This window comes from Brucella oryzae (genome assembly GCF_041929965.1).
GTDB lineage: Bacteria > Pseudomonadota > Alphaproteobacteria > Rhizobiales > Rhizobiaceae > Brucella > Brucella oryzae.
Genome location: NZ_JBHEEO010000027.1, coordinates 1 through 23246, shown reverse-complemented (window position 1 = coordinate 23246; position 23246 = coordinate 1). Strand labels below are relative to the sequence as shown.

Sequence of the window (23246 nt, the reverse complement as noted above, 5' to 3'; positions counted from 1 at the left end):
TGCCAAATTCGATCTGCTGACAATAAACGGGAGGGATGAAATGACGAAGAACGACAAGCCGGTTTCCCGGCAGACCTTCATGGAAGAACTGCGCCGTTACCAGAAAGGTTCGGTTACACGCCGCCATTTTCTGGGCGTGACCGGATTGGGTGCCGCAACGGCGGTCTTGGCCGGCGCAATACCGGGATTTTTGCCAACACGCTCCTGGGCAGGCGACATCGGTGATCGGGTTTCGATCGCGACATGGCCGAATTATCAGGACCCGGACAATTTGGCGGCATTCCAGAAAGCGACCGGCGCAGCGGTGCAGGTGAATGTCTTCGGTTCAAACGAGGAAATGTTCGCCAAGCTGCAGGCCGGTGGAGCGGGCTGGGATATTGTGGTCGCTACGAACTACGCTATCAGTACCTATGCCGACAGCAAGATGATCGAGCCACTCGATCTGACAAAAATACCCAACTACAACGCCGAATCCTTTGAGGCGCGTTTCGCAACGCCCGGCACTGTCGACGGCAAACTCTACGGTATCCCAAAACTATGGGGCACAACGGGTATGGCCTGGGACAGCAACAAGGCGAAGACACCTTTCACCAGTTGGAAGGATTTTTTCGACCGGACCAAAACCGACTTTTCAGGTCGCACAATTATCCACGACTATCAGCTGACCGCTATCGGAAATGCCCTGAAATATTACGGCTACTCGTTCAATTCCGTCGATCCGAAGGAACTGGCCGATGCAGAGAAACTGCTGATCGAGGTGAAGCCGCATCTCTTTGCCATCACCTCCGACTATCAGCCCTCCATGCGCAACGGCGATGCCTGGCTGACGATGTGCTGGACCGGAGATGCGAAACAGATGAATCGCGATCTGCCGGAAATCCATTACACGCTCGGAAAGGAAGGCGGCGAAATCTGGTCCGATTTCTATACCATTCCGACCAGCGCGCCCAATCGTGAAGGCGCTTACGCCTTGCTGAACTTCCTGCTCGACCCTTCGGTCAATGCGCGCGAGGAACTTTTCCATGGTTATCCGGTGCCTGACGCGCGCGTTGAAGCTCTGGTGCCGGAAGAAATGCGCAATGATCCTATCCTTCATCCGGCGGCGGAACTTCTGTCGACGCTGGAGTTCGGGGCGGCGGTCACATTGACTGATCCAAACCGGGCGGAACTTATTGCTCGCTTCAAATCGGCATAACGGACGGACACAATGGCACTGTCTCAGCGAAAAATGCGCTGGCTCCTGCTGGGGCCGGCGGGCCTGTGGTACGCGGCGCTCCTTGTACTGCCGCTGGCGGTCGTCCTCGTCTATTCCTTCGGGGAGCGCGGGGCAGCTGGCGGTTACGAGCCGGCTTTCACCCTTGCGCAATACGCCAATCTGGGAAGTCGCTGGGCCGCATTCCGCAACACATTGACGCTGGCGCCCATCGGCACCGTCGCGGCGCTGCTGATCGCTTACCCGCTGGCCTATTATCTTGCCTTGCGGGTTGGCAAGCAGTGGCGAACATTGCTGCTGGTATTGGTGATTGTGCCATTCTGGACCTCGATCCTGATCCGCTCCTATGCGTGGATATTTCTTCTCGGCGGCCGAGGCATCCCCCAATTGCTTTCGGCATTCGGGCTCGGTGAGTTCCGCCTGATCAATACGCCTTTCGCCGTTCTGGTGGGCATCGTCTACGGTTATCTGCCGCTGATGTTCTTCCCGATCTATGTGAGCCTCGAAAAGCTCGACCGGCGGCTGTTGGAAGCGGCAGACGATCTTGGAACTCCACCCTGGCGGCGCTTCCTGCAAATCACCCTGCCTTTGTCGCTCCCCGGCGTCGCAACCGGCTCGATGCTCGTCTTCATTCTGCTCATGGGTGAATATCTCATCCCGCAGATGCTCGGTGGAGGTAACGTTTTCTTCGTCGGAAATGCGCTGGTCGACCTTTTCCTGCAGTCGCGTAACTGGGCGTTCGGCTCCGCCGTATCGATAACGCTGGTCGCGATCATGTTGCTTGTCGTCTCTCTTTACATGCGTTTCCTGCGCCTGATGGGGACAGCGCGCGACGATGTCAGTTTGATGTGAGGAAGCCATGCGCATCTATGCTTTTGCAATTTACCTGTTCCTCTATCTTCCCATCGGGATTATCGCGCTGTTCAGCTTTTCCGCAGGCAGGTCGGCGAGCCAGCTTCAGGGTTTCTCGACGCAATGGTATTCCAAGGCGCTCGACAATCCGTTCGTTATCGATGCTCTCAAGACTTCGGCATCAGTGGCGCTGACTTCGGCGTTCCTGTCGTGCCTGCTTGGCACGATGGCTGCCATTGCATTGACAGGCCTGAAAGGAAAATTGCGGGTTCTCTTCGACGCGCTCATCTATATTGCAGTGATGATCCCAGGCATTGTCATCGGCATTGCAACGCTTATCGCGCTGGTAACCGTATTCAACACCGTCAATCCCCGGCTTCAGGCGGTGACGGGTTTGAAGCTCTCTTTGGGATATGGCTCGCTCATAGCGGCGCATGTGCTGTTCACCATGTCCCTCGTCATCATTCTGGTGCGCGCCCGTATCGACGGCATGGATCGTTCATTGCTGGAAGCTTCGTTCGATCTTGGTGCAGGGCCAATCGGTACCTTTCGGCAAGTGACCCTGCCAATGCTGACGCCTGCGATAATGGCTGGTTTTCTTCTGAGTTTCACCTTCAGTTTCGATGATTTCATCATTGCTTTCTTCGTTGCCGGGCCAGAAACGACCCTTCCGATCTACATCTTTTCGTCAATCCGTCGCGGAGTGACGCCGGAGATCAATGCCATCGGCACGATGGTAATGGTGTTCTCTCTGCTGCTGCTTGTCTTCGCACAAATCATTCTCCGGCGCGGGAAACCGGCAGGTCATTAGATGCCAAAAGCATTTCAAGCGCCTGCCTTCCTCCTGTTCTCCGCGATCATTCTAGGGAAAAAATCATGAAATCTTGTCTTGAGGGCCGGGTTGCTCTTGTTACTGGCGCCGGATCGGGTATCGGTCGCGCAGGTGCCATCGCCATGGCGGCAGAAGGCGCTACCCTTGTGGTCACGGATCTTCGCGCAGAACTTGCGGAAGCGACTGCGCAAGCGATCAGAGAGGCCGGAGGGCAGGCGGAGAGCGCAGCGCTCGATGCCCGTGATGATGCCGCCATCACAGAAACCGTTTCCGGCGTTGCCGCTCGTTATGGACGACTTGATGTTGTGCATTCGCATGTCGGCATCCAGATTGCAGGCAAACTGGAGGATGTGACGCCTACCCAGATGGATCTGGCGTGGGCGATGAATGTGCGTTCGCATTTTGTGGTGGCGCAGGCAGCACTCGTGCCAATGCGGGCGCAGGGTGGGGGATCGGTGATTATTACTGCCTCCAATTCCGGATGCCAATATGATCGCGGCATGATTTCCTATGCCACCACCAAGCATGCAGCCGTGGCAATGGTACGGCAGATGGCGGCTGACTATGCGCGGGAGAATATCCGGTTCAACGCGCTTTGTCCGGGATTTGTCGATACGCCTTTCAACGCCGGTTTCGAACAGCAGATGGGAGGACGGGCAGCGCTTGAAAATTACGTTTCCGAAACAATACCAATGGGACGCTGGGCATCACCCGACGAAATCGCAGCGGGAATTGTATACCTTGCTTCGCCACAGTCAGCTTTCGTTACAGGTCTCGCGCTGATTATCGACGGCGGCGAAGTTCTTTAGAAAGATGAGGTGGGCCGATCTGAGTCAGTGAAGTGTTTTCTTGTATGGCTGGTCGAGTACCTTTTGCTCATATCATATATTTGTCCCAGAAGCCTGCTTGCGGAGCAATCTGCTCGACAATATCGACCCAGAGACCCGAAGGATCTGTAAAGCCAAAACGGCGCTGACCGAATGGCTCATCGGTGAGAGGGTAGGTTACCAGTAATCCTTTTGCGATCAGCTCATCATAGGCCACTTTTGCGTCCGCGACTTCCATCTCAAAACAGAGGCCAGTTCCGCCAAAGGTTTCGGGACCAGGGGGCGCGGAAGGATGGTCGGGTGTCATGAAAGCGATTGAAGCAGTGTTCCCTTCGGCGGTTAGAAGACAGAACCAGGTACTATCAAAAATCGCTTCAAAGCCGAAATGTCTGATCCAGAAGTCACGCGCTGCGTTTTTCTTGTTGGTGACGATGATCGGATAGCGGTCCGAAAACTGCATAACGAATTTCCTTGTCAATAAGAAACAAACAGACTATCTGTTTTAAAGTTATAGAAACAGACAGTTTGTCTGTCAATTGTTTTTGAAGGACGCTGTCATGTCCAAAAATGAACTGCGCACAGCTCGGACCAAGGGACGATTGGTTCAGGTCGCACGCGAACTGTTCGCCCGCGATGGGTATGCACAAACCGGAACGGAAGCGATTATTGCAGCAGCTGGTGTGAAACGCGGAGCGCTCTATCACCACTTTCGCGATAAAGCCGACCTCTTTGAAGCTGTATGCCGTGATCTTGCCGGAGAAGCAGCCGAAGCTGTGACGGCTGCCACCGAGGCGCTGACCGACCCCGTGGAGATGCTGGAGAAGGGGGCGGTTGCCTGGATCGACTATATGGGACAGCCGGAGAACCGGCGTATTCTCGTTGTCGATGCACCTAGCGTGCTCGGGCGCAAACGATGGGAAATGCTTGATCGCGATCTTTCCTTCGATCTTCTGCGAACTGGTGTGGTACAAGCAGTTGAAGTCGATGCGATCCGATTTTCCGCTGGTGCCGATGTTCTCGCTATATTGCTCAATGGGTTGATGAACGAGATAGCGCTACGGTCAGATGAAGATGCTACCGCGCTGAAGAACGGTTTTTTGGAATTGTTACGCTCGTTGAAAGCTTGATCCTTGCCCGACAATGTAACACTATCATCATAATCTGCCGCCTACTTGGCTTGCTCGTTAGTTGAGGTGGTAGTTTTTGTGCGGGTTCCCGAAGCAACGGGGCATTGGTCGCGGCAGCTTCCAGCCTCCTGTCAGCCGATCAGGGGCTGAAAAGCAAAAGAATACACTTCAACATTTCGGGAGCAGGAGTTTAAGATCGGAATAGTACCCCATGATACTTCCAGCTGTGTCAAGAGTATGAATTATGTCGAATCTTTTATTCATAACATCTCGTGGGCTACATCCAAACTGAACTCGGAATGCGTATGTGAAACTCTCCGGTGACGGGAAGCCGTATTTGTAAGCAATTGCCTTAATCGAAGTCTTTTGGCCGTTCCCATCTGTCAGTATTTGCTTAAGTGCCAATTCAAGACGTTGCTGTTTTATATAGCGGGCAATTCCGCTTTCTTTTTCAAACATCCTATAGAGGGCTGATCTTGAGAGCTGGAATTTGTCCAGAAAATGTTCTACCCGCAAAGACGGATTGTGTATATTCTCAAGAATATAAAGCTTTATCTGATCCTTAATGAATGTAGCTGGCGGCGAATAATCAAAATTGCATGCTCCGCCGATCGCACAAACGATCATGTCCAGTAGAAAGTTTCCAGATATAAACGCATCTCGCTCATTTAAAACCGGAGACAGCTTGTGATATTCAGTCATAATACTTGTAAGTAGAATGACGAGGGGATTATTATTTTTAAGGTGCATACCGTGTAGACCCGTTCTTCCACATTCTTTTTCAAGAATATTTCTATCTAGAACAACGGATAACGTGGCACCGTTACCGGAATACGCCTCCATACATTGTGTCGTGTCAGATATATATATTTCTCTATCGCATACTTTTATTTTTTTTCCTCTTTCATTTACATAAACATTGTGACCTAGCGGCATATGAATCCATAAATTTTCAAACCTAGGTAGATTATTTTTATTTACTAGGCGTACACCACGATGTTGGCTAAATGTAGAATATACCAGTGAAACCTCTCCAAGAGAAAGTATCTCTACGGAGCCCCCTAAAAAGTTTTTTCTGGGTGCAGGAGTTGACTCATACAAAGGATAAGTGATCTGACGCCATAATTCCATCCTGTCCTCAAGGGGAACGTTGTGTGTAGAAATACAAATTCTATTGGCCATTTGCCTAGTGTCCAACTGACCGCCCTTTCTTTTATACTTATTTTACTTTATAATACCAAAGCTCAATAGCGTATATAAACGTTCCCAGGCGCGAAGATCGATTCAAACAGTTACTCATGAATCGGCAACGAGCAGGCAACGATATTCGACAATATCGTCACATGTTTCAAATCGAATGCAATCTGCGCCTCTGAAATTTTGATGCCTTTATGAAACTCTCCTTTTTCTGGATAAGGGGGCATAAATGGAAAATTCAAGGGTAAACGGCCGCTGCAGGGGACATCTGTCTTAGCTTGACGGCTTGAAGTTCCGCGGGAGCAGGTCGTCGAGGCGGCTTTATGAAAGAATGCTGGACAATAATTGAATGACAGCTTCGCAATCGCCAACCAGATCTCGATGGAGGGCGGCGACCGTCTCGTCTGATTGTTAGCGCTGGTTTGCAATATTCAATGTTCGTCAACGAATGTGTATCAATCGATGAAAGCTATGATCATCAGTATTATGCTGGGTTAATACATCACCAGGGGGGAAGGAGCAGATGGATTCAAAGAAGCAATCGAGGCGGCAGATGCTCAACTGCATTATTTTTCACCTTACAGCCCCGATTTCAATCTGATCGAAATGGCGTTTTTGAAGCTCAAGGCTCTTTTGCAGGCGAAAGCTGAACACTCGATCTAAGCTTTGTGATGACGCGCGCTATATCGTTAATCAATGCGCTAGTCGGCAAATGAAGTTTAATGAATAAATCGACTGGCTGTTATACCAGTGTCATCTAGCTTTCTTATCTGACCCCCAACACGCATTACACAGTGGGGATTTCTGATATGCGCAAACTGCTTCTTGCTCTCGCCTCAGCAACCATGCTGACGACTGCGGCTGGTGCTGCAACCGTCTATCCGATTGACCGGGCGACAATCCTTGTCAACTCGCCTTTCGATTTCAAGGTTGAGTTCGATAAGGTCGTCGAGCCAAAGGACGTGAAAGTTACCGTCAATGGCCAGGACTATGAAGCTGTATTTGGCAGCAAAGCCGAGTTTACCGCTGAAGAAAAGGGCGCAGAAGACGAGGTTCTGGGCTCAGCTCTCATTTTGCGCGGACTGAAAATCGGCAAGGCCGGCGATTACAAGGTTGAAGTTTCTGCTGGCGACGAAACCAAGTCTGTCAATTGGGGTGTCTATGCGACCGGCAATGAAGCCAAAGCCAAGAACATCATCTTTCTGATTGCTGATGGTCTGTCGGTCGCGCACCGAACCGGCGCGCGCATCATGTCGAAGGGCTTGACTGAGGGTAAGGCCAATGGCCGCCTCAACATGGATGATATTCCCCCTGTTGCCTTCATCGGCACTTCGTCGACCCATTCGATTGCGACCGACAGTGCCAATACCATGTCGGCTTACATGACGGGCCATAAGTCACGCGTGAATGCACTTGGCGTTTATGCCGACCGTACACCTGACAGCCAGGACGACCCGAAAGTCGAAACCATTGCAGAAGCAATGCGCCGTGAAACCAAGAAGTCCATCGGCATTGTTACGACATCCGAACTTCAGGACGCGACACCTGCGGCGCTGGTCGCCCATACGCGCAAGCGTTCCGACAAGGTCGATATTGTCGGCATGATGTATGACGTGAAGCCTGACGTTATTCTTGGCGGTGGTTCTGCTTACTTCCTCGCCAAGGATGTTCCGGGTTCCAAGCGCAAGGATGACAAGGATTATATTCAGCTGTTCAAGGATGCCGGATACGCGCTGGTCACGAGCAAGGACGAGCTTGCTGCATCGGGTGAGTCCAATCAGGACAAGCTGCTCGGTCTTTTCCATACCGGCAACCTCGACGTGACGCTTGATCGTGAGTTCCTCAAGAAAGGCACGGTTGACAAGTTCCCGAACCAGCCGGGTCTGGTGGAAATGACCAAGACCGCTCTCGAAAAGCTCTCCAAGAATCCGGAAGGCTTCTTCCTGATGGTTGAAGGCGCATCGGTTGATAAGATGAGCCATCCGCTTGATTGGGATCGCGCGCTGGTCGAAACCATCGAGTTCGACAAGGCTGTTGGCGTTGCCCGTGAATTTGCCGAAAAGAACCCGGACACGATGATTATCATCACCGGTGATCATACCCATGGCGTTGCCATCATTGGTACAGTCGATGATGAAAAGCCGGGCGATGAAATGCGCGAAAAGGTTGGCACTTACGATGCCGCCGGATTCCCGAATTACGAAGACACCAATGGCGACGGTTATCCGGATCGCATCGATGTTTCGCGTCGTCTGTTCCTCGCCGCCAATAACGGCCCGGATCATTACGAAACCTTCCGTCCAAAGATGGATGGCGCCTTCGTGCCAGCCGTTAAGAACCAGAAGGGCGAATATGTAGCCAATGAGGCTTACAAGGATGTTCCGGGCGCAGTCTTCGTTCAGGGCAACATCCCTAAGGAAGATGACACCGGCGTTCACGCGGTCGATGACGTTGTTCTTCAGGCAACGGGTCCAGGTTCCGAGGGTCTGCGCGGCTATATGGAACAGAGCGATGTTTACCGTGTGCTTGCTGACACTTTTGCGCTCGGCAAGGCAAAGTCTGAGTAATCTTCGTTTGATTAAGGGCAGGCGGGTTTTCCGCCTGTCCACTTCTCTTCAGGAGGACAAGATGCGCACAGGACCGCATTTCAATCGCAGGCAACTCATGCTTGGTGCATTGGCAACTGCGCCTTTGATGTGCATTGCAAACAGGGCACAAGCCGCAGAGCAACTTGGCTTTGACAACCTGTATAAAAGTTTCGGCGTGCTGGGTCTGGAGTTTTCCGATCAGGTCAAAAAAGCTTCCGGCAAGGAAGTGGCAATCAGCGGGTTCATGGCACCGCCGCTCAAGGCTGAAGCCAATTTCTTTGTTCTGACTGAAATTCCGATGTCGATCTGTCCGTTCTGCTCGTCGGATTCTGACTGGCCCGACAATATCATGGTCGTTTATCTGGCATCCAGACAGACATTCGTGCAGTTCAACGCACCAATTCTGACGCGCGGGACGCTGGAATACGGTTCATGGACAGACCCTGAAACGGGCTTCGTTAGTCAGCTTCGTCTGCGTGATGCTTCTTTCAAAACCGTCTGATGATGATGCTTGCCAAGCCATCGGGCCTGCCGCTCGATATTGCCAATCTGGAAGTGCGCTTTCCGGGGTTGGCTCTCCCTGTGCTTTCCATTGAAAAGTTTAATCTGGCTGCTGGTGGCCATCTGGCAATTACCGGTGCCTCCGGCTCGGGGAAAAGTACGCTGGTCAACGCCATAACGGGTCTCGAACCTGTGAAAGCCGGCAAAGTAGTGTGGGGCGAAACGGCAATCAGCAGCCTGTCTTCTTTCAGGCGCGATGCGTTTCGTGCGCGCAACATCGGTCTGGTGATGCAGGATTTTCACTTGTTTCCCGGCCTCTCCGCACTGTCCAATGTGCTATTGCCGCTCAAATTGAGTTTTGGGGTGAAGAGTGATGATCGCGCACGCGCTCTTCAATTGCTTCAAACAGTCGGAATAATCCGTCCCGAGCAACATATTGAAACGCTGTCGCGCGGTGAGATGCAGCGCGTTGCTATCGCGCGTGCGCTTCTTTCTAAGCCTGGCGTGATCGTGGCCGATGAGCCGACTGCAAGTCTTGATCAGAAAACCGGTGCCGATGTTGCCGAGCTTCTGGTGCGGCTTGCGACCGAAGAAAAGGCGACATTGGTTGTCGTCACGCATGATCCGCAGCTGATGCAATATTTGCAGCGCCGCATTCGCCTTGAAGGCGGAAAAATTGCAAGCGACAGCGCGGAGATGGAATTGTCATGATCGTATTCATTCTTGCCGATCTGCGCCGTTTCTGGAGCGGTGCCGTCGCCATCATCGTTCTGTTGGCTTTGTCGGTTGCATTAAGTTCGGTCGTAACCTTGCAGGAACGAGCTGTACGGCTTGGCACGGCGCGAGCATCTGACAAGTTTGACCTCGTGATCGGTGCTGCAGGAAGTGACACGCAACTCACACTTTCGTCTGTCTTTTTGCAGCCATCGCCTTTACCGTTGATGTCGGGTGTTATGCTGGGAAAACTTGCCAATGACAAGCGCGTGGCTTTCGCGGCTCCCATCGGCTTTGGCGACAGCGCGATGGGCTTTCCCATTGTGGGCACGACAACCGAGCTTATTTCCGCCCTGTCACCACAACTCGCCGAAGACACGATGTTCGCGCGTCTGGGCGAGGCAGTTATCGGTTCGGCAGTCGATCTACCTGTCGGTGCCAAAGTCAATCCAATGCACGGCACTGTTGAAACCGGCGGACATGCACATACCGAGGTCAGCTATCATGTAGCTGGCAAAATGGCTCCGACCGGCACTGCATGGGATCGGTCCATTCTGGTTCCCATTCGCACCGTCTGGCAGTTGCATGGCATGGAAGCTCACGAAGTGCACGCGCATGACGACCATGCTGAAAAGCCCCATGACCATGACCCCGAAATCGACGTCAATGCGCCGCTTGATGAGGCTTTCGATGCCGATAGTCCCGGTGTTCCGGCCATTCTTGTAAAGCCGAAGACCATTGCGGATGCCTATCGTCTGCGGCAGGAATATCGATCTGATCGCACATTGGCGATCTTTCCGGCGGAGGTTCTCACGAGGCTCTATTCAACATTGGGTGATGCTCGCAGCCTGCTGCTTGGTATCGCCATCGGTACGCAGGTGATTGTGGTCTTCGCCTTGTTGTTGGTTGCGGTCATGCATATCGGCGCGCGCAAACGTCAGGTCGGTGCGCTGCGGGCGCTTGGTGCGCCGGTTCGCTCCATCATGGCGATTGTCTGGGGCGAGTTGTTTTTCCTGCTGCTGCTCGGAATCTTCCTTGGACTGGCTATCGGCTATGCGGTTGCGCAAGCCATCACATCATGGCTCACAGCAACTACTGCCGTCAGGATGCCGGTGGAATTTGCTATGAGCGATGTCTGGCTTGTTAGTGGCTTTATTGCTGTTGCAGCAGTGGTTTCATTGGTTCCTGCGTTGATGACGCTGCGCATGAGTACGGCATCCGCTCTGCGATCATGAACGAGATTTAAAGTGCAGCCCTGCCACGAGAGGGCCGATGGCGAGCAGTTCATGATGCTAAGCGAGGCGACAATCAGGAATACCATAGACCATGGGATCAGCGACCGGTGCCCATGCCCAGTGGGCGTCACCCCAGAACCCGTAAACCGCGATTTCTGCCACAGATACAGCATGTTGAAGAGCAAGCACGAGCAGCGGCGTCCCGAACAGAATAGCATCACGAAACGGGGCCGTCTGGCGCCTGACGGGGATTGCCGCGTCGCCTTGCTCGGCCATAAGACCTTACGCCATCGATGATCATGTCTTGGATGGCTTCATCCAGGTAAGCGCTCATGGGCAGGCTGATGACGCGCCTAGCCTTGCTTTCCGTCACGGCCAGCCCGCCCGGGCCCACGGGATAATGGTTATAGGCGGGTTGCTGATGTACGGGGATCGGGTAATAAACGGCAGTTGGAATGCCTAGAGATTTCAGATGGGCAGCGAGCCCATCGCGATCTTCGTGCTCGATTGTGTACTGGGCCCACACCGGGACGCCTCCGTCGATGACCTGCGGCACGCGCGCGACGTCGGGTGCCAATTTTTCGCTGTAACGGTTGGCGATGCGGTTACGGCGGGCAATCTCGTCTTCAAAGATCGTAAGCTTCTCAATCAGGACAGCGGCCTGGATCGTATCAAGGCGGCCGGTAGAGCCGAGACGGACATTGAGATATTTCGGATCATGCTCGAACCCACGAGCCATCGCGTCGCGCGACGTGGCCTGGCCATGAACGCGGATTGAGCTAAGCATGTTATGGAGCTCATCATCATCAGTCAGAACCGCGCCACCATCGCCATAGGCACCGAGCGGCTTCGCCGGAAAGAACGACAGGCTTGAGGCGTCGGCCCAGTGGAGAGGGTGCTTATTGTGCAGCCGACAGCCAAAGCCTTGCGCGGTATCAGCGAGAAGCTTCAACTCGTGTGCATAGGTGACAGTGGAGATGGCGGGATAATTGGCGGGTTGTCCGAATAGATCGACGGCAATGACAACGCGTGGTGTCAGCCGCCCCTCTCGCTTCGTCATCTCGATGGTAGCATTGAGATGCACTGCGTCCATATTGTATGTGTCCGGGTCGATGTCTACGAATACAGGAGTTGCGCCGACCCGTGCCACGACCTCGGCTGTCGCGGCGAAGGTGAATGACGGGCAAAAGACGGCATCGCCAGGCCCGACACCCCATGCCATAAGAAGGAACATCAGGGAATCGGTGCCGTTCGAGCAGGACAAAGCATGTCCCGCATTACCGAAGGCGGCAAGTTTGGCCTCGAATTCATAGACCTCCGGTCCCATCACGAACTGACCACTCCGGGTGACTTTGAGGATCGCTAAGTCGATTGCGTCGCCTATGAGATTGCGTTGAGCCTGAATATCAATGAAGGGGATTGTCATTTTGGGTTTTCTTCTTGTTCTCAAGTATTTGGAATGAGGCCAGGCCAATAGAGGGCATCTGCCCCCGGTCGAGGGCCAAAGATGGCCTGACCGACCCGGACGACATCTGCGCCTTCCTCGATCGCGATCTCGAAGTCTCCGGTCATACCCATGGACAGTTGCGTCAGGCCGGGGTTGATTGTGATGGCACGATCTCTCAGGTCACGTAGCAGCTGGAAACAGGTTCTTACGCGCTCAGTATCCGCACTGAAAATAGCAAGTGTCATCAATCCTTTCGGCTTCAGCCGGGGGTAGTCGAGCAGACGTTCGGCAAAGGACATGAGATCGTCGGGATGCAGTCCGTATTTGCTCTCCTCGCCTGAGGTGTTCACTTGCACGAATACGTCCAAATCGCGGTCCAGAATATCGAGGCGGCGGTTCAGCTCCTCCGCCAGTCGATGGCTGTCCAGTGCATGAAACTCTGAGGCGAAGCGGACGAGATACTTTACCTTGTTCGTCTGGAGATGACCGATAATACTCCAGCGAATGGGCAGCTCGCCAAGTACAGCAAGTTTGTCACGCGCTTCCTGGAGCTTGTTTTCTCCGAAATCAGTGATGCCAGCGGCATAGGCATGGCGCAGCACATTTGCCGGGACCGTTTTGGTGACGGGCAGGAGGCGAACATCATTGCGATGTCGTCCACAGCGATGGCAGGCGGCTGCGATCCGCTCCAGAACGGCGATCATGTTTTGCGCAAAAGTTGCGGCTGGTTGGTCGCCAAACCGGGCGATATCTTCGGCTGAAAGCTCAATCCCCAAAGGTGTTTTCATGTCGGAACCGATCCTCCTTGCTCGATCAATAGGGGAGCGGAAAGCGCACAACGAGCTGACGTACGCGCTCATTGATGCGTTGCTGATCGGTATCGAGCGTTCCGCCACGAACCGCGTGAAGAGTGTCGAGAATGAGTGTGGCGATGTCACGATACTCGCCGGCGCCGAAGCCACGGGATGTTCCAGCAGCGCTGCCGACACGGATGCCAGAAGTCACCATCGGCTTTTCCGGATCGTTCGGGATCGAGTTTTTGTTCAGCGTGATGCCGACCAATTCAAGGGCTTTCTCGGCAATATCACCGGTCACACCGAAGGGGCGAAGATCGACCACGGCCAGATGACAATCTGTGCCATTGGTTGTGATCTTCAGTCCACCATCGATAAGCGATTGGGCGAGCACACGGCAGTTTTCGACGACATTGTGTGCATAGGTCTTGAAGGACGGTTCCAGAGCTTCGCCGAAAGCCACCGCCTTGGCCGCAATGACATGCATCAACGGTCCACCTTGAAGACCAGGGAAGGTCGCCGAGTTGATCTTCTTCGCAATCTCCGAATTGTTGGTTAGAACGAAGCCGCCGCGTGGCCCGCGCAGGGTCTTGTGTGTGGTCGAGGTGACAATGTCGGCAAAAGGTACGGGCGACGGATAAGCGCCACCTGCGACGAGGCCGGCGAAATGCGCCATATCGACCAGAAACGTCGCGTTTACCTCGTCGGCGATCTGCCGAAATCGCGCAAAATCCATCGTGCGCGGATAGGCCGAGCCACCAGCGATCAGAAGTCTCGGACGATGTTTCCACGCAAGCCGGGCGACCTGATCCATATCGATGAGCTGGGTTTCCGGGTCCACGCCATAGCTGACAACATTGAACCATCGGCCGGACATGTTGACCGGTGCACCATGGGTGAGATGCCCGCCCGCCTTGAGATCAAGACCAAGGATCGTGTCACCGGGGTTGAGCAGCGCGAGAAAAACCGACTGATTGGCCTGGCTGCCTGAATGCGGCTGGACGTTGGCATAGACGCTACCGAAGATTTTGTTTACCCGCTCGATGGCCAGATCCTCGACGACGTCCACATTGGCGCAGCCGCCATAGTAACGACGGTGGGGATAGCCCTCGGCATATTTGTTGGTGAGTACAGACCCTTGCGCGTCAAGGATTGCCTGGCTGACGAAGTTCTCAGATGCGATCAGTTCGATGGATTCGTGCTGACGGGTTTTTTCGTTAGCAATGGCAACAGCGATCGCGTCATCGGCTGTAGACAGACTAACAGCGCTCACGCCTGCGCCCGCTTTCTTCTGAATTACGTGCGGCATGATCGATGAATCCATCGTTGATCTCCTTCAAAGTGTCGACATAGTTGATTGTCCACTGCGCTGGTATCCGGCGGCGATATTTGTCAGCACCTAGCATGCTTATGGCCTGATAATCCCTTCCACTTTTTGATGTGACTTCAGACCATTTTTCGAGCTCAAGCAATCAATTACAACTTTACCAAGTCGCGGCTCGAGATCGACGGCATTGATGGCAACGTCTGCAGGGGGGAGGCCGAATAGGCTCGTGGGGAAATGCTGCCGTACGGCTCAATTAGGGCAAGCATACTGGCTGCCGTCGCGGTCGTGCTACGTATCTCCCGGAAGTCGATCAGCTAGGCAAGACAGTCGGCATAGTACTAGAATCTGTTCGAGATGAGGGCCACAGCCTTCAGCGTATTCGCGAGTTTCTCGACCGCGATTGCGATCTCCGACGGCGAATAGGCGGCAAAGCCCATCAGAAACCCGGCTTTGGAATTGTCGGTCGCATGAAGCCCCGACAACCCAAAAAGGTCTATCCCGACACGCCGCGCCGCGTCGATCACAGCGGGTTCCGACAAATCGGAAGTCAGCACGCATGGCATTTGCAGTCCGCCGACGGGAACACGCGGCTCAACGAAATCCGACAGGTGCTCCCGGACCAAGGTCACCAGTATATCAAGCCGATCGGCATAGATACCGCGCATAGTACGGATGTGCGCGCCGAAATGCCCGGCCTCCATGAAACGGGCCAGCGTCAATTGCGCGATGGAGGCGGTATGTCCGTCGAGAAGGGTACGCGCGACGGTCATCGGCTTCACAAGTTGTGGCGGTAGAACGACATAGCCGATCCGCAGGCCAGGAAAGAGCGATTTGGTAAAGGTGCCGATGTAGATGGTCCGCTCATGCGGATCGAGCCCCTGTACGCAGGCTGTGGGCTTGCCAATATAATGGAACTCACTGTCATAGTCATCTTCGATGATCCACGCCTGATGTCGGGCGGCCCATTCGATCAGTGCCAGACGGCGGTCAAGCGCCAACGTCGCGCCAGTTGGAAACTGATGGGAGGGTGTCAGGAAAACACCTTTGGCCTTGCGTGGATCATCCATGATCTGTTCGACCAATATGCCCTGGCGGTCCAGGCGGACGGGTACGCATTCGAGCCCTCCAGCTTCAAACGCCTTGCGCGCGCCGTAATAGTAGGGGTCCTCGATGAATATCCGATCGCCGGGGTCGAACAGCATGTTCGCGCATAACGCCATTGCCTGTTGCGAACTGGTAAGGACCAGCACACGGTCGGCCGTGGCGCGCGCGCCGCGTTCAAGGTTTACGTAATCGGCGATCGCGCGCCGAAGCGGCTCCACACCTTGCGGGTCGCTGGGCAAAAGGGCAGACGTCCCTGCTTCCTTTAGTACCTGCCGTTCCAGTCGTTCCCATAGCTGAAGCGGAAATGTGCGGGTTTCCGGCACACCATGCGCGAATGGTCGCGGCGCAAGCAATTCCCGCACACCGCCGCTACGGAACATGGCGCTGCCGCGCTTGCTGAGATTCGGCGCCTGATTACGCAACAGGGCATCCCGCTTTGAGCGACTGCGGCCGGTTGTGAATTCCGTCATTTCGGCCACGAAGCTGCCGCTGCCAACACGTCGCTCGATAAAGCCTTCAGCGTGAAGCTGTGCATAGGCGGCTTCCACGGTATCACGCGATACACCCAGAGATTTGGAAAGCGCTCGGGATGCCGGTAGCGGTTTGCCAGGGCCGAGTGCGCCGTCAAGGATCAACTGGCGGACAGCCCTTTGTATCCGCGCATGAAGCGGCATCGCCGCATGTGCGGGATGGGTAAGCCAGGCCTTTACGGATTCTAGTTGTGAATGCCTAAACAAATGGTCTGAATCCAAAATGATAAATGGCCGGAACTATCAGTCCATTATTGCGCTAAATGTCAAGGCGACACTTTGGTCATGCCCCAGCTTTCAGGAGAATCTTTGGCATCATGTCGTCTAGTCCAACATCATCTCTTGGGTGGAATGACCTGACCCATCCCATTATTGCAGGTCTGATTTCCGTTATCGTCAACTACGGCGGTACGTTCATTCTCGTGTTTCAGGCGGCGCGTGTCGCCGGCCTCAGTCCGGAACTCACGGCCTCCTGGGTATGGTCGGTCTCAATCGGGGTCGGTGTGACTGGTCTCGTCTTGAGCTGGCGTTATCGCGAACCGATTATTACGGCATGGTCCACACCGGCGGCGGCGTTCCTCGTGACCGCACTTGCCACCACGCCTTATGCCGAGGCGATAGGCGCCTATATTATCTCGGCCGCGGCCTTCGTTCTGCTTGGACTGTCAGGCTATTTTGAGAGGGTCATCAGATTGATTCCGCCTGGCATCGCCTCGGGTTTGCTTGCGGGCATATTGCTGCAGTTTGGTATCGGTGCCTTTGGCGGCGCGAGCGTCGATCCGGTGCTGGTCGGCCTTTTGATCGTGGCCTATGTCGTGCTGAAGCGCTTCTCCGCACGTTACGCTGTAGTCGGCATTTTGGTAATCGGCCTCGCCTTCCTGCTAATGCAGGATCGCGTCGATCTGTCCGGGCTGCAGCTAAAACTTGCCACGCCGATCTTCACCATGCCAGAGTTTTCGATGAACGCAATTCTGAGCATCGCACTGCCCTTGTTCCTCATCACGCTGACCGGCCAGTACATGCCTGGCATGCTCGTGCTGCGCAATGATGGTTTCAAGACCAGTGCCAACCCGATTGTGACCGTAACCGGTCTCGGATCGCTCCTAATGGCGCCATTCGGTTCCCACGCTTTCAATGTCGCGGCGATCACGGCGGCAATCGCCACGGGTCGAGAGGCACATGAAGATCCGTCCAAGCGCTGGATCGCCGGTGTTGCAGCGGGCACATTCTATGTGCTGATCGGCGTGTTTGGCGTAACGCTCGCGGCTGTTTTCATGGCATTCCCGACGACTTTTATCACTACCTTGGCTGGTCTGGCGCTCCTCGGTACGATAGGCAGCAGTCTGGCGGGCGCCATGGCGGAACCTGCTTCACGCGAAGCCGCGCTGATCACATTTCTCGCATCGGCTGCAAACATAAATATGCTCGGAATTGGCGGCGCTTTCTGGGGGCTGGTGATCGGGATGATCGCCTATATAGTGCTGAACGGTCGCCTGTCGCGCCGAGAAACTGCTGAGAGCGTCATTCCCGCGACTGCCGGTAGAGGTGAGGGCGACTGATGGCTACGCAAACCTCCATCATCTCAATCCAGAGCCAGGTAGTGCATGGACATGTCGGCAACAGTTCCGCTGTTCTGCCCATGCAGTTACGCGGGCTGAATGTGGCCGCTGTGCCGACGACCTTGCTGTCTAATCACCCCGGCTACCAGACATTGCGTGGTCGCGTGTTGGAACCGGAGCTTGTCGGGGACCTGCTGCGCGGTGTTGAAGAGCGCGGATTGATCGAGAGAAGCCGCTTTATCGTGTCCGGATATCTCGGATCGCGTGCCAATGGCGAGGTGGTGGCGACCTTCGTTGAACGAGCTAAGAAGCTCAATCCCGATATCGTCTATATCTGCGATCCCGTTATGGGCGACATCAATCTCGGAGTGTTTGTCGCGGACCAAGTGGTCGAATGCCTGCTCGACCGGCTCATACCATTGGCTGACCTGTTGACACCTAACCAATTCGAGGCAGGCCTGATCACGCAAACCAAACCCGCGTCCTTTGAAGAACTCGAGGCCGAGATCGCAATGTTGCAGGTATCCAGAAGTGCGCGGTTGGTCGTCACCAGTTGTGTGTTTCATGACACACCGGATGGTTCGCTTGAGAATATCGTTTTTGAAGAAAAGAAACGGACACGACTGGTATCGCCCCGGCTTCCTATCGTGCCGGTTGGGACGGGCGATCTCTTTACCGGTCTGCTCACCGCCAATCTCGCACGCGGCCGCAATCTGGGCGATGCGACGCGAAATGCCACGGCGGTCGTGCTCGCGATGCTTCGACACACAATATCCGTAGGCGAACATGAAATGCAGTTCGGCAGTTCGATCGATATGCTGAAGCCGACATACGAGGACTAAGCCTGATGAGTGAATTCAATTATCAAGAATTTTTTGCGGAAGATCTCGCGCAGTTACGCCGGGAAGGGCGCTATCGCGTCTTTGCCGATCTGGAGCGTGAGACGCAAAGCGGTATTCGGGCGTATGATCATCGCGCCGGAAGGCGCATCACCATCTGGTGCTCTAATGATTATCTCGCGATGGGCGTTCATCCCGATGTTGTCAGCGCAGCTTGCGAGGCCTTGGTACAATACGGCGCGGGAGCCGGTGGCACACGTAATATTTCGGGGACGAGCCATGAGCATGTCCTGCTTGAAAACGAGTTGGCCGACCTGCATGGCAAGGAATCTGCGCTGCTGTTCACTTCCGGTTATGTTGCCAATGATGCAGCGCTCTCGTCACTTGGCCGATTGCTGCCCGGTTGCGTGATTTTTTCGGATGCGTTGAACCACGCATCGATGATCGAAGGTATTCGCCGTTCAGGCGCGGACAAGATGATCTTTGCTCATAATGACTGGCGCGATCTTGAACGACAGATCGCCAGTGTCTGTAAATATCGACCAAAGCTGATCTGTTTTGAGAGCTGCTATTCCATGGACGGTGATTTCGCGCCGATCGAGGCAATCTGCGACATCGCGGACAAGTACAACGCCTTCACCTATGTCGACGAGGTTCATGCAGTGGGCCTTTACGGTGCTCGCGGTGCCGGCATTGCCGAACGTGACGGGCTTCTTGATCGTGTTGACCTGTTTCAGGGCACGCTTAGTAAAGGCTTTGGTGCCATTGGTGGCTATATTGCCGGGACAAGTGTTGCTGTCGATTTTATTCGTAGCCATGCTGCAGGGTTCATTTTTAGCACCGCGCTGCCGCCTTCGGTGGTAGCAGGCATTCGCGCGGCCTTGCATCACCTGAAGGAAGATAGTTCAGTCCGTCGAACCCTCGCCCTACGCGCGGCATCGCTCAAGGCAAAGATGCTGGCTAACGGCATTCCGGTTTTGCCGAGCCCCAGCCATATTTTGCCGGTGATGATTGGCGATGCTTCCCTGGCCAAGGCTATTACCGATTGCCTGATGACAGAGTATGGGATCTACATCCAGCCGGTTAACTATCCGACTGTGCCACGCGGCACCGAACGGCTGCGGATTACGCCAACACCGTTGCACACGGATGAGGACGAGGAGTTGCTCATCAAGGCGCTTCTAGCGATGCGGCAAAGCTTTCCAAAATGGCGCCAACTCACCGAGGCCAATTTCCGTTCTGAACAAGATAGGGTGACCTCGGTATTGCAGATGCGTGTCTGATGAGCATTGCCTCTCCTCAGTCTATCACTTGGGTGGGCTGTGCTCGAATGCGATCATGCCGGACTTTCCGAGCATGCGTGGTTGCATAATATTGGGCGCAGCCAGTACCGTTCGGCTAATGATGCGGAAGCCATCGAGGCGTTTCTGAACGCCGTGCCGTTTGGGTTTGTTGGCTGATTTATACGTTGATCAACGGGTTGGATAGTCGACACAATTCGCTAGAGGTCGAGTCGTGTTGAAAGAAATGGTTGTCATTAATATAGAGGTCTGTGAAGAATTTAGAGATATAATTATTAATTGCCACTTATTAAGTGATCACTACTTTTGTTGTATTATGGTGTAAATTATTTGTACTAATAATAGATTGACTGTAAACTTTATATAAACTACTATCGATGATTATGTCTTTTCGATGATGGTTTAATCTAGAGGGTGGCATGCCGATATCGAATATAAATCACTTATTTAATGCATTCGGTAAATCAATAATATTGTATAGACACCCTCTTCGTCCCGTCACGGTAGTTTTATACAGCGCGATCTTGCTTTCTACCGTATCTACCAATGCGCTCGCGGCTTGCTCGGGGGGGGTTAGCTTTTGCGTCACGTCGACGACGGATGCCGGCGACAAGAACGCGGCTGGCACACTGAGTTGGGCAATCGACCAAGCTAATCGGGCGGGAACACCTTCGGTGATCGGTTTTGATCCCGCAGCATTCACCGGCACATCCCCGACCCTAACGATGACCGGTACGGACAAGCAGACGCCGCGAATTTCCGGAAGCGTGACAATCGATGGAAGCGCTACCCCGGGCTTGACGATCGACGGCAGCGATCAGCGGGAAATCTTCTTCATTCGCCCAGATACTCCAGACCCTAACAATCCGATCAATGTGACGATCCAGAATGTCACCCTTAAAAATGGTCATGCGAGCGGTGGTGCTGGCGGTGGCGGGGGATATGGCGGCGGCGGCGGTATGGGCGCTGGTGGTGCCATATTCGTTGGAAAGGGCGCTAACGTCACGGTCGAAAATGTCAGTCTTGATCAGAACAAGGCCACGGGCGGTAAGGGAGGAAGTGGGGGGAGTAGTTTTAACGGCGGCGGCGGTGGTGGCATGAATGGTGGTGCCGGTGCAGACATTCAATCTACTGGCGGTGGTGGTGGCGGTTTGGGTGCTGACGCGAGCACTACCAGCACAACCGGGGGAGGATCGGGAAACTATAAAGGCGGCGATGGCGGCACCCCAGGCACCTCAGGCACCGTTGTCGGTGGTAAAGGTGGGTATGGCGGCGGCGGCGGCGGCGGCGAATCTGGAGGTTCAAAGCCAGCACAAAGTACCCCGCGTGGCGGAGATGGAGGTTTTGGCGGCGGCGGCGGCGGCGGTGCAAATTTTGCTAGCAGTGGAGGGGTATGGACGTCCGGTGGTGATGGAGGTTTTGGCGGAGGGGCTGGTGGAGCATATGAGAAAGGTAGCTCTTCTCCTTCGCCGCACTATCCAGCGGCTGGATTCGGTGGTGGTGATTCAGGTCTTAAAGGTGACGGCGGCGGCGGGGCAGGCTTTGGCGGCGGTCTTTTCGTTGAAGACGGGGGTCAGATAATATTCTCTGGCAACGGCGGCATTTCCGGTGGACAGGCAACTGGAGGAAATGGTGGCGGCGGTGATGCCGATTCTGGCCTTGGTCTGGGTGCCGGTATTTTCCTGAATGGCAAAACCGGTCTTCAGGTGACTGCCGGGGCAGGCGAGACGGTCACCATATCGGACGACATCGCCAGTGATGGTTATCGAGATCCCAATGATGCCACCAATTCCGACCCTGCAGGCGACGGCCTTGATGGCGGTGTCAAGATGAGCGGCGGTGGGCTGCTCAACCTCCATGGTACGAATAGTTACCTCGGTGGAACACAAGTCAGTGGCGGCGGAACAGTCAATATTATCGCCGACAAGGGTCTTGGGCATTCAAGCGGAATCGTCACTCTGGATAATGGCACGCTCCAGTGGGGAGCTGCTTTTAACACTGCACGCAGCATTACTCTCGGTACTGGCGGGGGCCGTATTGATACAAATAATTTCGATGCAACTGCTAGCGGTGTTCTATCGGGTGGCGGCAAACTGACCAAGACGGGTGCTGGCGTCCTGACGCTAACCGGCACCAACACCTATTCTGGCGGGACGGCGATCACGGCGGGCACGCTTTCGGTCGGCGCCGACAATAATCTGGGTGCAGCGGCAAGCGGGGTGGATATTGGCGCAGGTACATTGCAGTTGAATGCGGCCTTCAATTCGGGCCGCGCCATAACGCTGTCGGATGTAACCAGCACCATCGAAAATGCGCAAGATAACACGCTTTCGGGCATTGTGTCGGGTACGGGAAAGCTGACCAAGACGGGTGCAGGTACGCTGACATTGACTGGCACGAACACCTATGCAAACGGTACCGAGATAACCGATGGCAGGGTCGTTATCAGCAAGGATGAGAACTTGGGCGCTTCGGCGGGGGGGCTCGTTTTCGGCGGTAACGGAACCGGTATTCTGCAGATGACAGAAAATGTCACCAGTGCACGGTCTATCACCCTGACCCAAAATGGGACCCTCGACACGAAGAATGTCGGCGGCGGCAGCTCGCAGCTTAACACGTTCTCAGGTGTGGTCAGCGGCTCCGGCTCGCTAACGAAGACAGGCGGCGGCTCGCTGACGCTATCTGCTACCAATACCTATACTGGTGGAACGATTATCGATGACGGCCAGATCGTCATCAGTCGGGATGATAATCTGGGTGCTGCGAACGGCGCAATTAAGTTCACAAATAGAAATCTCGGACATCTGCAGTTTGCTGGTGATGTCAGCTCCGGACGTGCTATCCAGCTTGACGGTATGGCGACGATTGACACAAATGGCCACCATGGAAGCTTTAGCGGTGTTGTTTCGGGCACTGGCGAGCTGACCAAGACGGGCGCTGGCGTCCTGACGCTAACCGGCACCAATAGCTATTCGGGCGGGACGGCGATCACGGCTGGTACTCTGCAGATCGGTAATGGCGGAACAACGGGCAGCATTGTGGGCGATGTGGCCAATGACGGGGTCCTTGCCTTCAACCGCTCCAACAGCTTGACTTTTCACGGCGTCGTCTCGGGCACAGGTTCGCTGTCGCAGATGGGCAGCGGCACGACCGTGTTGACTGGCACCAACAGCTATTCTGGCGGGACGGCGATCACGGCTGGCACGCTTTCGGTCGGGGCAGACAACAATCTGGGTGCAGCGGCAGGCGGGGTGGAGAT

The 23246-nt window shown here is 54.6% G+C and carries 21 protein-coding genes; 14 read left to right on the top strand and 7 right to left on the bottom strand.

Annotated features, from left to right (window positions below):
- The first annotated feature begins 40 nt into the window (after positions 1-40).
- From JNC70_RS20070 to JNC70_RS20055, 4 genes are all read left to right on the top strand, one after another.
- Positions 41-1195: an ABC transporter substrate-binding protein gene (locus JNC70_RS20070; protein WP_061347510.1), complete on the top strand. Its 1155-nt coding sequence runs from the start codon at positions 41-43 to the stop codon at positions 1193-1195.
- 12 nt (positions 1196-1207) lie between these two features.
- A complete protein-coding gene (locus tag JNC70_RS20065; RefSeq protein ID WP_061347509.1) occupies positions 1208-2065 on the top strand; it encodes an ABC transporter permease in 858 nt (285 codons plus the stop codon).
- Between the two features lie 7 nt (positions 2066-2072).
- A complete protein-coding gene (locus JNC70_RS20060; protein ID WP_104757303.1) occupies positions 2073-2876 on the top strand; it encodes an ABC transporter permease in 804 nt (267 codons plus the stop codon).
- A gap of 65 nt (positions 2877-2941) precedes the next feature.
- The gene (locus tag JNC70_RS20055) at positions 2942-3706 is read left to right on the top strand and encodes an SDR family NAD(P)-dependent oxidoreductase (RefSeq protein ID WP_104757302.1); all 765 of its coding nucleotides are present in this window, start codon (positions 2942-2944) and stop codon (positions 3704-3706) included.
- A gap of 67 nt (positions 3707-3773) precedes the next feature.
- Here the strand turns inward: JNC70_RS20055 and JNC70_RS20050 are convergent, their stop codons facing one another.
- Positions 3774-4184 (bottom strand): VOC family protein, encoded by a 411-nt coding sequence (locus tag JNC70_RS20050; protein WP_104757301.1) that lies wholly within the window; start codon positions 4182-4184, stop codon positions 3774-3776.
- Positions 4185-4281: 97 nt separating this feature from the next.
- Here JNC70_RS20050 and JNC70_RS20045 point away from each other — a divergent pair, with 97 nt between their 5' ends.
- Positions 4282-4851, top strand: a complete 570-nt coding sequence (locus JNC70_RS20045) for a TetR/AcrR family transcriptional regulator (RefSeq protein ID WP_104757300.1) — start codon at positions 4282-4284, stop codon at positions 4849-4851.
- Positions 4852-5019: 168 nt separating this feature from the next.
- On the opposite strand, the gene JNC70_RS20040 is transcribed toward JNC70_RS20045, so the two are convergent.
- Both JNC70_RS20040 and JNC70_RS20035 read right to left on the bottom strand, forming a co-directional pair.
- Positions 5020-6033 carry an AraC family transcriptional regulator gene (locus tag JNC70_RS20040; RefSeq protein WP_104757299.1) on the bottom strand — a complete coding sequence of 338 codons (1014 nt, stop codon included), beginning with the start codon at positions 6031-6033 and terminating at the stop codon, positions 5020-5022.
- A 110-nt stretch (positions 6034-6143) separates the two neighbouring features.
- Complete coding sequence (locus JNC70_RS20035; RefSeq protein WP_146097137.1) at positions 6144-6419, bottom strand: hypothetical protein; 276 nt, start codon at positions 6417-6419, stop codon at positions 6144-6146.
- Between the two features lie 130 nt (positions 6420-6549).
- On the opposite strand from JNC70_RS20035, the gene JNC70_RS20030 reads away from it, so the two are divergent.
- The 5 genes from JNC70_RS20030 (at position 6550) to JNC70_RS20010 (ending at position 11086) form a co-directional block, all read left to right on the top strand.
- Positions 6550-6711, top strand: a complete 162-nt coding sequence (locus JNC70_RS20030) for a transposase (protein WP_104757324.1) — start codon at positions 6550-6552, stop codon at positions 6709-6711.
- A 146-nt stretch (positions 6712-6857) separates the two neighbouring features.
- Positions 6858-8615, top strand: coding sequence for an alkaline phosphatase (locus JNC70_RS20025; RefSeq protein WP_104757298.1), 1758 nt, complete (start codon positions 6858-6860; stop codon positions 8613-8615).
- Between the two features lie 61 nt (positions 8616-8676).
- The gene (locus JNC70_RS20020; protein ID WP_104757297.1) at positions 8677-9138 is read left to right on the top strand and encodes a hypothetical protein; all 462 of its coding nucleotides are present in this window, start codon (positions 8677-8679) and stop codon (positions 9136-9138) included.
- A complete protein-coding gene (locus JNC70_RS20015; RefSeq protein WP_104757296.1) occupies positions 9138-9848 on the top strand; it encodes an ABC transporter ATP-binding protein in 711 nt (236 codons plus the stop codon). The genes JNC70_RS20020 and JNC70_RS20015 overlap by 1 nt, the downstream gene beginning before the upstream one ends.
- On the top strand, positions 9845-11086 hold the full coding sequence (locus tag JNC70_RS20010) for an ABC transporter permease (protein ID WP_374788866.1): 1242 nt from the start codon (positions 9845-9847) through the stop codon (positions 11084-11086). The genes JNC70_RS20015 and JNC70_RS20010 overlap by 4 nt, the downstream gene beginning before the upstream one ends.
- Before the next feature lie 217 nt (positions 11087-11303).
- Here the strand turns inward: JNC70_RS20010 and JNC70_RS20005 are convergent, their stop codons facing one another.
- The 4 genes from JNC70_RS20005 to pdxR all read right to left on the bottom strand — a co-directional run bounded on the left by JNC70_RS20005 (position 11304) and on the right by pdxR (position 16495).
- Positions 11304-12512, bottom strand: coding sequence for a DegT/DnrJ/EryC1/StrS family aminotransferase (locus tag JNC70_RS20005; RefSeq protein WP_104757294.1), 1209 nt, complete (start codon positions 12510-12512; stop codon positions 11304-11306).
- Positions 12513-12532: 20 nt separating this feature from the next.
- Complete coding sequence (locus tag JNC70_RS20000) at positions 12533-13321, bottom strand: YggS family pyridoxal phosphate-dependent enzyme (protein ID WP_104757293.1); 789 nt, start codon at positions 13319-13321, stop codon at positions 12533-12535.
- Between the two features lie 25 nt (positions 13322-13346).
- Positions 13347-14651 (bottom strand): serine hydroxymethyltransferase, encoded by a 1305-nt coding sequence (gene glyA, locus JNC70_RS19995; RefSeq protein ID WP_104757292.1) that lies wholly within the window; start codon positions 14649-14651, stop codon positions 13347-13349.
- Positions 14652-14992: 341 nt separating this feature from the next.
- Entirely contained in the window at positions 14993-16495 is a 1503-nt protein-coding gene (gene pdxR, locus JNC70_RS19990; RefSeq protein WP_104757291.1) for a MocR-like pyridoxine biosynthesis transcription factor PdxR, read from the bottom strand.
- Between the two features lie 110 nt (positions 16496-16605).
- Here pdxR and JNC70_RS19985 point away from each other — a divergent pair, with 110 nt between their 5' ends.
- From JNC70_RS19985 to JNC70_RS19970, 4 genes are all read left to right on the top strand, one after another.
- Positions 16606-17847, top strand: a complete 1242-nt coding sequence (locus tag JNC70_RS19985; protein WP_104757290.1) for a benzoate/H(+) symporter BenE family transporter — start codon at positions 16606-16608, stop codon at positions 17845-17847.
- A complete protein-coding gene (pdxY, locus tag JNC70_RS19980; RefSeq protein ID WP_104757289.1) occupies positions 17847-18689 on the top strand; it encodes a pyridoxal kinase in 843 nt (280 codons plus the stop codon). The genes JNC70_RS19985 and pdxY overlap by 1 nt, the downstream gene beginning before the upstream one ends.
- 5 nt (positions 18690-18694) lie before the next feature.
- Entirely contained in the window at positions 18695-19969 is a 1275-nt protein-coding gene (hemA, locus tag JNC70_RS19975; protein ID WP_104757288.1) for a 5-aminolevulinate synthase, read from the top strand.
- A 692-nt stretch (positions 19970-20661) separates the two neighbouring features.
- Positions 20662-23246: autotransporter-associated beta strand repeat-containing protein (locus JNC70_RS19970; RefSeq protein ID WP_374788865.1), on the top strand; the 2585-nt coding region annotated here is incomplete at its 3' end.

Coding starts and splice junctions, on each gene's coding strand:
- JNC70_RS20000 (WP_104757293.1), bottom strand. CDS start 13,321: ATGAAAACACCTTTGGGGATTGAGCTTTCAGCCGAAGATATCGCCCGG.
- pdxY (WP_104757289.1), top strand. CDS start 17,847: ATGGCTACGCAAACCTCCATCATCTCAATCCAGAGCCAGGTAGTGCAT.
- JNC70_RS20060 (WP_104757303.1), top strand. CDS start 2,073: ATGCGCATCTATGCTTTTGCAATTTACCTGTTCCTCTATCTTCCCATC.
- JNC70_RS20045 (WP_104757300.1), top strand. CDS start 4,282: ATGTCCAAAAATGAACTGCGCACAGCTCGGACCAAGGGACGATTGGTT.
- JNC70_RS20070 (WP_061347510.1), top strand. CDS start 41: ATGACGAAGAACGACAAGCCGGTTTCCCGGCAGACCTTCATGGAAGAA.
- JNC70_RS19985 (WP_104757290.1), top strand. CDS start 16,606: ATGTCGTCTAGTCCAACATCATCTCTTGGGTGGAATGACCTGACCCAT.
- JNC70_RS20005 (WP_104757294.1), bottom strand. CDS start 12,512: ATGACAATCCCCTTCATTGATATTCAGGCTCAACGCAATCTCATAGGC.
- hemA (WP_104757288.1), top strand. CDS start 18,695: ATGAGTGAATTCAATTATCAAGAATTTTTTGCGGAAGATCTCGCGCAG.
- JNC70_RS20015 (WP_104757296.1), top strand. CDS start 9,138: ATGATGATGCTTGCCAAGCCATCGGGCCTGCCGCTCGATATTGCCAAT.
- JNC70_RS20040 (WP_104757299.1), bottom strand. CDS start 6,033: ATGGCCAATAGAATTTGTATTTCTACACACAACGTTCCCCTTGAGGAC.
- JNC70_RS20050 (WP_104757301.1), bottom strand. CDS start 4,184: ATGCAGTTTTCGGACCGCTATCCGATCATCGTCACCAACAAGAAAAAC.
- glyA (WP_104757292.1), bottom strand. CDS start 14,651: ATGGATTCATCGATCATGCCGCACGTAATTCAGAAGAAAGCGGGCGCA.
- JNC70_RS20020 (WP_104757297.1), top strand. CDS start 8,677: ATGCGCACAGGACCGCATTTCAATCGCAGGCAACTCATGCTTGGTGCA.
- JNC70_RS20010 (WP_374788866.1), top strand. CDS start 9,845: ATGATCGTATTCATTCTTGCCGATCTGCGCCGTTTCTGGAGCGGTGCC.
- JNC70_RS20065 (WP_061347509.1), top strand. CDS start 1,208: ATGGCACTGTCTCAGCGAAAAATGCGCTGGCTCCTGCTGGGGCCGGCG.
- JNC70_RS20055 (WP_104757302.1), top strand. CDS start 2,942: ATGAAATCTTGTCTTGAGGGCCGGGTTGCTCTTGTTACTGGCGCCGGA.
- JNC70_RS20025 (WP_104757298.1), top strand. CDS start 6,858: ATGCGCAAACTGCTTCTTGCTCTCGCCTCAGCAACCATGCTGACGACT.